The 10739-nt window shown below is 51.9% G+C and carries 10 protein-coding genes and 1 pseudogene; 7 read left to right on the forward strand and 4 right to left on the reverse strand.

Annotation, left to right across the window (positions count from 1 at the left end):
- Both AC2FNV_RS22260 and AC2FNV_RS22265 read right to left on the reverse strand, forming a co-directional pair.
- Positions 1–167, reverse strand: a 167-nt coding sequence (locus AC2FNV_RS22260; protein WP_496774553.1) for an SDR family NAD(P)-dependent oxidoreductase, incomplete at its 3' end; no start/stop codon positions are given.
- Positions 168–217: 50 nt separating this feature from the next.
- Positions 218–1558 (reverse strand): adenylate/guanylate cyclase domain-containing protein, encoded by a 1341-nt coding sequence (locus AC2FNV_RS22265; RefSeq protein ID WP_170608884.1) that lies wholly within the window; start codon positions 1556–1558, stop codon positions 218–220.
- Between the two features lie 180 nt (positions 1559–1738).
- On the opposite strand from AC2FNV_RS22265, the pseudogene AC2FNV_RS22270 reads away from it, so the two are divergent.
- Positions 1739–1909: pseudogene (locus AC2FNV_RS22270) on the forward strand (IS6 family transposase); the annotation flags it as partial.
- A 133-nt stretch (positions 1910–2042) separates the two neighbouring features.
- Here AC2FNV_RS22270 and AC2FNV_RS22275 read toward each other — a convergent pair.
- Positions 2043–3788 (reverse strand): adenylate/guanylate cyclase domain-containing protein, encoded by a 1746-nt coding sequence (locus tag AC2FNV_RS22275; RefSeq protein ID WP_170608886.1) that lies wholly within the window; start codon positions 3786–3788, stop codon positions 2043–2045.
- Positions 3789–4220: 432 nt separating this feature from the next.
- Between AC2FNV_RS22275 and AC2FNV_RS22280 the strand changes: the two genes are divergently transcribed.
- A complete protein-coding gene (locus AC2FNV_RS22280; RefSeq protein ID WP_170608888.1) occupies positions 4221–5210 on the forward strand; it encodes a c-type cytochrome in 990 nt (329 codons plus the stop codon).
- A 332-nt stretch (positions 5211–5542) separates the two neighbouring features.
- A complete protein-coding gene (locus AC2FNV_RS22285; protein WP_170608890.1) occupies positions 5543–6691 on the forward strand; it encodes a S8 family serine peptidase in 1149 nt (382 codons plus the stop codon).
- Between the two features lie 49 nt (positions 6692–6740).
- On the opposite strand, the gene AC2FNV_RS22290 is transcribed toward AC2FNV_RS22285, so the two are convergent.
- A complete protein-coding gene (locus AC2FNV_RS22290) occupies positions 6741–7220 on the reverse strand; it encodes a hypothetical protein (RefSeq protein ID WP_170611180.1) in 480 nt (159 codons plus the stop codon).
- Positions 7221–7704: 484 nt separating this feature from the next.
- On the opposite strand from AC2FNV_RS22290, the gene AC2FNV_RS22295 reads away from it, so the two are divergent.
- The 4 genes from AC2FNV_RS22295 to AC2FNV_RS22310 all read left to right on the forward strand — a co-directional run bounded on the left by AC2FNV_RS22295 (position 7705) and on the right by AC2FNV_RS22310 (position 10676).
- Entirely contained in the window at positions 7705–8943 is a 1239-nt protein-coding gene (locus AC2FNV_RS22295; protein ID WP_170608894.1) for an MFS transporter, read from the forward strand.
- Between the two features lie 463 nt (positions 8944–9406).
- Positions 9407–10330, forward strand: coding sequence for a DMT family transporter (locus tag AC2FNV_RS22300; protein WP_170608896.1), 924 nt, complete (start codon positions 9407–9409; stop codon positions 10328–10330).
- A 23-nt stretch (positions 10331–10353) separates the two neighbouring features.
- A complete protein-coding gene (locus AC2FNV_RS22305) occupies positions 10354–10458 on the forward strand; it encodes a helix-turn-helix domain-containing protein (protein WP_254442664.1) in 105 nt (34 codons plus the stop codon).
- Between the two features lie 62 nt (positions 10459–10520).
- A complete protein-coding gene (locus tag AC2FNV_RS22310) occupies positions 10521–10676 on the forward strand; it encodes a hypothetical protein (protein WP_170608898.1) in 156 nt (51 codons plus the stop codon).
- Positions 10677–10739: the final 63 nt, after the last annotated feature.

A 10739-nucleotide genomic window follows, 5' to 3' on the forward strand; every position in this document is an offset into this window, starting at 1 on the left:
CCTCCGGCGGCAACGATACGAGCGGCGGTTTTGTCAGCTTTTTCCTTAGACGACGCATAATTGAGCGCGACCTTCGCTCCTTGCGTCGCAAAATCAAGCGCCAGTTGCTTACCCAGCCCACCGCTTGCGCCTGTAATGAGCACCGATTGGCCTGCAAAAAGCTCCATGACGAGTGAACTCCGATACTACTGACAGTTAAAATACCCTAGGGGAACACTTAAGGACACCCGAAGATTGCCAGTTTCTCCGCTCGCCCTCGAACTTCGTAATTGCCAAGGGGCTTCCAGGCCTCTTCGCGGTCTACGTCGAACCCCGATTTCTCTAAGACTACTTCAGATACAACGAGGCGGCAGCCAAATTCCTTTGTTGCCTGTTCAAGCCGCGCCGCTACGTTCACTGTGTCGCCAAGAACCGTAAACTCCAACCTGGATTCGTCTCCAACTGCTCCAGAGAAAACTTCGCCCGCATGTATGCCAATCCCCACTTTTACTTTCTTTAAGCTCATTCTGCCTCGTTTCGCATTCCAACTATCAATGGATTCGAGTATGGCGATACTGCATTTTAGCGCGTTTTGAGCATCGTCGGCGGACGCGTCCGGGGCTCCAAAGACAGCCATTACAGAGTCACCAATGAACTTGTCGATTATCCCATTGTGCCCATGCACTTGAGCTGTCACGATTTTTCTGTACGTGGACAAAAACTCTCCAAGCGATCCGGGCGCCAGGCCTTCGGACATTGCTGTGAAGCCCCGCACATCGACAAATAGCACCGCCGCGGATTGCAACTTCCCTTTAAGCAATTCAGCTTGTTCAGCGGTCGACAACTGTTCGGCCAATTGAGCTGGCAGGAACTGCGCCAGCTTAGTCCGTCGGGTCGTTTCTTCAATCGCCCTGTTCAGAAGGGCTCTTGTGCGGACCGCTAGGAAGAACAGAATTCCACCAGTAAGTGCTACCATGAGCAGTCGCACAATGTTTAACGGCGTGTCGAAAAATCCCACTGTTCCCAACGCGTTGTCCATCTGGGGAGTAATGGGATCCGCGGCCAGGAAGTACAGGCTTATGAGCGCCATTACGACAAATATGAGTGCAAAGACCTGAAGCTTCGGATTATTCCTTAGCGCAACGAGCGCCAATATGGCGAAGGCTAAAAGTACCGGTGGCACGATGATAATCTGGCTCCACGGTAGATCTATAATCTTCACCGTTGCCACCAGCAGGCTCCACCAAAACACAATATCCATGGTGGTAAACAACCACGTCATCCAGGTACGGAACGAGTTTGAACGAACGACGTATAAAGTGACGCAGCCGATGGCAAAGTAACCGGCTGAAACAAACACAAAATACGGTGCCACGTTCAATGCTGGATTGTCTTGTTCGAGCGTTGGAGCGACGACAACGAAAAAGAAGAACGAAATTGATAAGCCGACCGCACATCTGACATATCCAATTGACCGCTCAGCGCCGAGTTCCGCATCTAAAAGTAGATTTTTCGCATGTGTGTTCATCCCCGCCACAATATCATGGCAAAGTGGAAGACCGTATAACTTCTCGATCATTCTTGTTGATTATGCAATCTGCGACCGGACTATCGAATTACCAGGATGTGACTTCGTTCGCGAATACGGAGAAGAAAGTTCTAGCGATTGCGGGTATAATCAGAAGAGAAATGGCCTATCGGCGGAGTGTTTGTGAAGATCATCGGCAAGCGCCACTATCTGTGACGCGCCGTTGATTGCGAAAGGGCGATGCAGCGGTTGATGCGTATGAGAAGTTTGCAGAAATTCGCCGCAGTTCACTCTTCTGTCTACAGCCACTTCAATCAGGAGGGATTTCTTACTAACAGAGACACCTTCAAGCTGATACGTTTCGCCGCTCTTTCGGAGTACCGCGATCTTGGCGTTTCATAAAGGACAGCTTAACTGTCCCAGATGAGACTGGGTCGAATTCGTCTGACAGAACCGAAAAACGTATCGAGCCCAAATAGGACGTTCATCCGTTTCCTCTCCTATCAGGCCAAGTCAGTGTCCGCGACGCTGCGCATCACCTTTCCAAGCTTGCATTTTTTAGCCCTTGGTGCAGCAACTTGTTACTATTGGGAGACACATACGGCGCCCAATGCTCCCGCGAACGAATAAATCCCGGGCTGGCTTCTTCGCACTTTTTCAAAGCCCTGCTGGCCTCTTCGTTTTCCCCTGCCAGACCATATGCAATTGCAAGAATGAATAAGGCAGGAGCAAAATCAGGGTTGCGACGCAGCGCTTGCTTGGCTCTGTCTATAGCACGAGAGTAGTCTCCTTGGTTCACGTAAGCACGCGCTAGGAAAGACAGCTGAGAGGGCAACTGTGCATCAGCAGGGTTAAGTTTCTGTGCCCGCTCCATATAGCCAATCCCGTCGGGATCGCCAGACAAATCCGATTTGTTTCCCAGTGCGTGAAGACCATACGCGTCATTAGGATTCAGTTCGACCGATATGCGAGCTTCCGCTAGAGCATCGTCAGGACGGTTTAACCATTGATAGGCAGTACTCAGTTCATGGTGAGCAGTGGCTGAAGCCTCATCATACGCAACGGCTTTCTGAGCTGAGTCCATTGCTTTTGTTGCAGTTGCAAACCGATCTTCCGTGGCACCGATCAGCACATCCTGACTGTAAGACCTGGCTAAGCCGCTGTAGGCATCTGAGTAGTCTGGTTGAAGCTCGATAGCGCGGGAGAAATGATCCCTTGCAATGGAATTTCCTTCCGCGGTGCGTTGCCGAACTGCGGAAATCCCGCGGAGGTAGTAATCCCAAGCTGTCAGATTTTCGGTCTGGCGATTTGCAGAGCGCTCTAATTCTGCTTTCGTCAGTTCCGGTGCTATAAGAGCTGAAATGCGTTGAACGAGATCATCCTGAACTTCAAAAATGTCGCTTAAGTCCCCATCGTATTTGTTCGCCCAGATTTGATGACCATCAGTGCCGTCCACCAGTTGCGCAGAGATGCGCACCCGGTTACCACTTTTTCTTACGCTTCCCTCCAGAATATAGCGAGCACCAAGCTCTGACGCGACTTGCCTGATGTCCATGTTCTTGCCCTTGAAGGAGAAACTCGAGTTTCTCGCGATCACCTGAAATGATCGCCACTGCGTCAGTGCCGTGATAATGTCTTCTGTCAGCCCATCCGAAAAGTACTCTTGTTCGGGGTCAGCGCTCATATTGTCGAAGGGAAGTACGGCAATCGCCGAGCGATACGTTCCTGGGTCGGTCAAGTAGGTGCGTTTTTCCACACCTTCGAGCTTGCCGTTGATATCCACAACGTAGACTTCCACAGGCTTGGCGATATTCTTGAGTTTTTTTGTCCCTTCCGAAACCAGTGCTACGTCTATTTTTCCAGAAACAAAATCAAATACTGTCTTGCTTATAAGTACACCACCCGGCTCTGCGAGAGACTCAAGTCGCGCGGCAACGTTAACGCCGTCGCCGAGAAGGTTCTGGCCGTCGACAACAACATCACCAGTGTTGATTCCTATCCGAAACACCAGTTGGCCCGTCCGGTCGAGTCCGTGGTCTCGCTCGGAGCATTCCCGTTGAATCTCGACAGCACATCGAACGGCATCAACCGGGCTACTAAACTCAGCCAGAACACTGTCCCCAGCACTTCCGAATACCCTACCGTGGTGGCTAGCAATACTCGCTTCGACGGAAACTCGGCTCTGACGTAGACGCTCCAGAGTGCCTTCCTCGTCGTCTTCTACTAGTCGGGAGTACCCAACGATATCTGCGACAAAAACTGTTGTAAGGCGACGCTCCAATGACAAGTTCCTTGTTCAACGGCTCCTGCAATACTGATAAGATCGGTCGACCACGCAAATGCCCTTTTTCCCCCGGTTAGGTAATCACAATCTGTTCCAACTTGACACATCAGAAATCAAAAAAGACGTCGACCAAACAAGTATTCGTCGTCCGGATTATCCGCACAGCAGTCGTTCATTTGGACCAACCGCCCAGCAGCGCAGCGAATGGCGGCTTTGTCCGCGTAGCAGACATTCACTGAATTCTGACGAACGACTGCTTCGAGCCCTAAGCTGTATTGGTTTAGGATTGGCCAATCCTACGATCGCGTAGGGTTCAACATTTTAACTGTTGAATTAGGCGTATCCGACTGCGACAGTTTCTTATGCAACGTCGACTTACCACCATCGTTGCCGCCGATTTGGCGGAATACTCTCGTCTGATGGCTATCGATGAAGAAGGCGTTACTGGAGCTGCCCGAGGATCATGGTGCCCATGTTAATTCACGCACTGAGACCTGGCAGTTACTAACTCATTTAAGCGATGAAGATGGCAACAAACTTGGTTTCCAGTTCTTGTTCTTACGCATTGGCATTGCACCTCCAACGGTACCACCGCAGGATTCAATTTGGGACGTCAGACAGCTTGAACGGGTGCACGTCGCACTTCTCGACGCAAACTCGGCGAAAGTCGCGCGCGAGGAACGGTTCGGACGGGGTATACCCAGTATCTCGGGTTTCGATTGGAATGCTGCGGAACTTCGTATTGATAATTGGTTTCTGAGGTTTGGGGATGACAGCACACAGGAGACGCTTACGCTTTATGCGCCTGACATTCGTGCCTTCATTGCTTCATTGCAGGCCCCGGTCTTCCCGTATCCTGTAGATGTAGAGCTGGCAGCTGAGGGAGAGGGCATCTTTCTTCGTGAGTGCAGCGCTTGCCACGGCACGTACGGGGCAAATGAGACCTTTCTAAATCGCGTCTATCCGGTTTCCGAAATTGGAACTGACCCCGCATATGCAACTGAGGCAACGGATGGATCGCGTGACCGGTTCTACGCCTGGGTGGCGCGTTCTCCTTACGGAGACACTGAAAGTGCCAACCCTGCACCTGGCTATATAGCACCGCCACTCGATGGGATCTGGGCCACGGCACCATATCTACACAACGGTTCAGTGCCAAATATGGAGGCTTTACTCCTTAGCATCTTGAGGCCGATGTACTGGCGGCACCTGTTTGATCCACGAAATTACGATCCCCAAACGATGGGCTGGCGCTTTGAAGTCCTTTCGGCCGGGCAAGAAAGTGAAACAGATCCAAATAGGCGAAGGATGATCTATGACACTACGTTGAGAGGCTACGGTAATCAGGGCCACACCTACAGTGACGAATTAAGCGATAAAGAACGGTCTGCCCTGCTTGAATACCTCAAGACTATTTAGGGTAACTCATTTGAGTTTGGTGCAGCAGCTAGGAAGGACTAAACTGCGGGGAGTGAAAGACGGGACTTGCTCGACTGTTCGCTTTGTTCGCAAAGTGGATCTTCGAGCAAGCTGCAGAGAACCTCCGCTTCGTGCCCAAAGCGATCATACGCGAATCTCGTCGATTGTTCTTAAATAGGTTTTTAGAACCAGTTTCGCGAGGCTCCGTAAATTGTTTCTGAAAAGAAAGTACTTTGGCCGCATTTCCGCCTTTTTCTTGCTAAAATCACTAGAATTTTTGCCAGAGTTCACGATTACGTTACGCTTCCATCCGTCTTTTAGGAGGAACGATTATGACGATTTTCAAAACGCTTATCGTTTCAACGTTCGCGCTCTCGCTGCTTTCGTTGACGCCTGGCGTAGCGGACGCGTGCAACCCGAAAAGTCCGCGATGCAACCCGACACCGGAGCCGGAGCCGGAACCCGAACCAGAGCCAGAAATCGGTCTGCAATATTATAGGTGGATGCATCCCGAGGTGGATTGGGCATTCTCGAACAATATTACTGGCCTTGGTGCGCACATGGTAATTTTGGATAACTTTTCAAGCAACGCTTTCGAGGGAAATCTAGTCGGCCAAACACAGACTTTAACCCACGGTGAGTGGACCTCCCTCCAGTCACGCTTGGTCGCTCCCGGTGCGTCGTATAGGAATGTTGACCAACCGTCAGCTGTCAGAGGTCGAGACAGGTCAGGCGTCATCAGCAATCATTACGCTTCCGGCGCGGCCGTTCAGGTTGTCAACATGAGCTTTGGCCTGTTTGATCCAGAAGGAACTGTAGTCGACGCAAATTATTCCTTCGGCAATACCCTCTGGGACTCTCTGGCTGACGAAGCCTGGAACGGAGGGAATGACATATTCGTAAAAGCCGCCGGGAACCTATACGGCCAGGAAGTCGATACGGGAACGATCAATTTGGGTATCATCCCATCTCCACATGTGGATACTCTCAACCAAGCGCTTGTCGGAGCGCCAAATGCGTTGTTCGTTGGAGCTCTGGATTGGACTCCTACGAACTACGTAGCCGGTGACGCATACGACGAAAATGGTGACCTGGTCGCAGCGAACCTTGAGTTGAGTCCTACAACCATTGCCGACTACTCGGCGATCGCCGGTAGAAATACGATGGTTCAGGACATGTTCCTCGTCGCTCGCGTAAACAGCGCAGAGATGGGCTTCGCAGGTACTTCTTTTGCGGCGCCTTATGTTGCTGGTATCGCCGCAATGGTTGGTGGTAAGCACCAGAATTACCTGTCTAACCAAGACAATGCCGGTGAACTTGTCGTTGACCGCCTGTTACAAACGGCACGGACGGATACGATCAGCGATTTTGGCGCTTCATGCACTAAGACAGTAAATAACGCGTGCACGCGCAGCTCTGTGTACGGCGTTGGTGAAGTCTCCCTACGCAGGGCGGTCTCACCCGATTTCATTCCGGACTAGGGAGTTTCTTTGGGTTTAAAGCGGCCGGGGTAGTACCCGGCCGTTTTATTTAGAACCTGAACTGGTAGCGCAGCGATACAGTAAACTGATCTTGCGGCGCGCGATTCTCAAGGTATTCGAGTGTTTCGGAAGGCGCCATCAGGCTGTCTGCCATCCGACAATTGACGGTTTGTATGCCCCCAACGGCACCATAATTTGCCGTGCAGGATTTCTCACGCAGGTAACCAAAAAGGCGCGTGGAGACTAAAAGTGACAGCCATTCGTTGTCTCCGAGCGTTTCTATGTACAAGAACCCAATCTGGAGACTCGGGTCAATTCGGTACTTGTCGCCACTTTCGCCTGTGCCGAAACCCCAAAGAATTCCAAAGTCGGAATTGATCGGCGATAACATTGTGAAACGTAGATCGGGTATAGGTATATAATTGCTGTAGTAGCGATCATACGAGTACCTTGAGCCGTCTGACAGTCCACCGGATCCGTTTTGCATGCTTCGGGCAAGAGAGGAAAGACCACCTACCTCAATATTCACCAGCTGCATTTCCTCAAAAAACGCCTGCGCCGCTAATTGATCGGCGGACCACAAGAGCCCGCTAAAGCACGTCAGCCAAAGGCCGGCGCATGTACCAAGGGGGATATGGCGCGGCCTGCTTGCCATTCACAAGTAACCTCACGTCGGTGCAGAAACCCTGTTAAAAGTTGAATCGAACAAAAATTTGTCGATTTCTGGGAGAATGCGGGAATTCACAAGGGTGGAATGGGACAAACATCCGAAACCCAAGCGCCCTCTTTACTCATAATTTTGGCAGAGCTCGAAAGATAATAATTGTTCTCCTCGATATCTTTCCGTATGTTGTCACGCGACTTTCAACGACATCCGATTTGTCCGCGAAGCAGTCGTTTGTAAGGGTTGCGGCGAACGGCTGCTTTGAGCCCAAAGCGGACCTTACATTCTTGCTAGACCCTGCAGAATATTTGAGCTTGCAGTCCAACTCCATGGCGGGCAAGCGAGGTGTATGAAAGTCGCCGGTTTCCTTGTCCAGAATGCTCCCTTTCTCGCCGCCGGGGCACTAATGACGTTCATGTCCAGTTTTGGGCAGACGTTCTTTATTTCGATTTTCGCAGGTGAAATCCGGGAAGCTTTCGGCCTGAGCCACGGCCAATGGGGCGGTATTTACATGCTTGGCACGACCGTATCGGCCTTGGCGATGGTCTGGGCAGGCGGATTGACCGACATTTTCCGAGTTCGCGTTCTCGGGCCGGTGGTTCTGATCGGGCTTGCAGCAGCCTGTATGGCTATGGCGCTGAACCGGTTGGCTTGGGTACTGCCCTTGGTGGTTTTCTTTTTGCGGTTTTTCGGACAGGGAATGAGTAGCCACATCGCCGTGGTCGCTATGGCGCGCTGGTTCGTGGCAACGCGCGGACGGGCCCTGTCGACGGCGTCACTGGGGTTTGCCTTTGGCGAGGCTTTTCTCCCCATCCTGTTCGTGGCGTTGATGACAATCATAGACTGGCGATACCTTTGGCTTACGGGGGCCGTACTTTGCCTTGTAGGTGTTCCGGTGCTGGGTTGGTTGCTTGGGAAGGAGCGCACACCCAAACGGTTAGCGCAAAGTACGGGCAATGTGGGTATGCAAGGATTGCACTGGACCCGCGGCCAAGCGCTGCGGAACCCATTGTTCTGGGTCATGGTGCCAGCGATTTTGGGACTGTCCGCTTTCAACACCGCCCTGTTCTTCCATCAGGTTCACCTCGCCGATGTAAAGGGCTGGAGCCACATGGAACTGGTGTCGTTCTTTCCGCTCTACACGCTGATGTCGATCATAGCCATGGTGCTTTCGGGCTTGGCGCTGGATCGGTTTGGCACTGCCCGCCTGACGCCCTTCTACCAACTACCGATGGTCGTTAGTTTTCTCATATTCGCTGCTGCATCGGAACCGATTGCAATGTTTTTCGGCTTCTTTTTCCTCGCGCTGACAATGGGAGCAAATACGACTCTGCCCAACGCCTTCTGGGCGGATTTCTACGGAACGGCCCATATCGGCTCGATCAAGGCAATGGCGGCTGCAGTGATGGTATTGGGATCGGCCATCGGTCCGGGCCTGACAGGGCTGATGATTGACCTGGGTTTTGGACTGGAAAGTCAATTCATCGCTATTGCGGGGTATTTTGTTTTTGCAACTGTTCTGATGGCACTTGGGATCGGAAGGGCGAAACCGATGCTGCTGCGTGCCAAAGCGACTTGGACTGAGTAACGGATCGATCCGGCGTAAGTCATTTGGGAGACGGCAAGGAAACACTGAAAAGTCCGCACAGCAGACATTCACTGAATTCTGCTGAACGGCTGCCTCGAGCCCAAAACGGGTACTCGGAGCTAGTATCCGTTTGCGTCAGCGCCAATCGTTTGTGTCCTAGTTCACAGAGGCCCTCATCGATCTGGGTTAACGTAGGGTCACCCACAGGAGGTCTCAATGATTCATCAGGCTTCAATTACCACGCCCGCTTTCGCAGCAAGCATGATCCATACACTTGTAGTTATCTTGGGTCATTGCACCCGAATGCAACGCCGAGTTGACCGCTACCATTAAATCCAAAATCACGAAACTGTCTTAAAATTTAATCCTTTTTTATTTTGGCCGGTTGCGAAGGTGACCCAATTTTGCTTCGGTCTCTAGCCTTCGTTCTATTGATATCGGCGCCTTTCGGACGGCATTCGTTATGCGCAAAGGTATTTCTGACAGATCCGCTTTGCTCTTTGTTGTTCTCGCCCCGCTGCTCTGGGCCGGCAACTTCATCGTCGGGCGGGCACTACACGGAACAATCGAACCCTTCGACTTGAATTACTTGCGCTGGTTTGTTGCGGCGATAACCTTGCTGCCAGTCATTATCCTGAACTGGCGGGATATTCTACTCTCGTACAAAAGGCACATGCCCGAGCTTATAGTTTTGGCGTCGTTCGGAATCGTATTGTTCAACTGGCTGCTTTACGTTGGCCTAAAACAGACACCCGCCTCAGTCTCGGGGCTGATCTTCGGACTTTCACCAATAATCATCCTTATTATCGCAAGAATCTGGCGCGGGCGCAGACTGGATCTCCTTGAGATAGTTGGTGGCCTCGTCGCATTCGGCGGTGTCGGAATGGTACTCTTTACATACGCCGATATGACCAGTGGTTTTAGCCTCTTGACCGGACCGATATTTGTCTTATTTGCAGCTCTCGCATGGGCGCTATTTACCGTTTGTCTCAACCGCCTGCGATTACCCCTTGCTCCTACTCCCTGCATGGCCGCAGTCGTCTGGTGCGGTCTTTGTTTGATGACACCTCTGGCGGTATGGCGAGGTAATTTAACCGTGCCCAACGTGCTTGTGCCGGAGATCCTTGCTTCGGGATTGTATCTTGGCGTCGGCGCGTCGGTGGTCGCGTTCTGCGCCTGGAGTACAGGTGTCAGGCAACTCGGAGCTGCGCGCGCCGGTGTCTTCCTCCAATTGACGCCGTTTTTTATTGTCGTGATGACGGCAGTTTTTCTTGGAGAGGAGGTCTCGAGCCGAAAGATGCTTGGACTAATGCTGCTGCTTGTCGGCATTGGCATGGTGAATGTCGGTGCAACGAAGGTGCCAGGAAATCCGAATCGAGCCGGATAGGGAAGTCCGTTGGTGAGACCGCACTGCGGCTTGGATACTCAGACTCCACGGCGTTTTCGAGGGCCTTCCGAAAATGGTCTGGAATGTCGCCGTCGGATTTTAAGAGAATTGTAAAAGAACGGGGTTGAAGAACCGACGCCAGCTCGGTCGCATTCTGCTCGCCGTCGTTTATACAAATTTGGAAGCGAACATGCGTGTCTTCTTGGCAATAGACTTTCCGGATACAATCCGTGGTGAACTGGAAAGGCTGCAGGAGCAACTGACAGTCGGTCGCTTGGTGCCATCGGACAATCTACACGGTCTTGTCAGAAGAACTTTGCTTGAGCAGGGCAGGGCGGTTGCGTAGCGTTTAGGAATGACCAAACCTGCCTCTTTCAAGTACTTCAAAACCAGTCCCGAGATCATCCGC

This window comes from Ruegeria sp. BHSA163 (assembly GCF_059613365.1).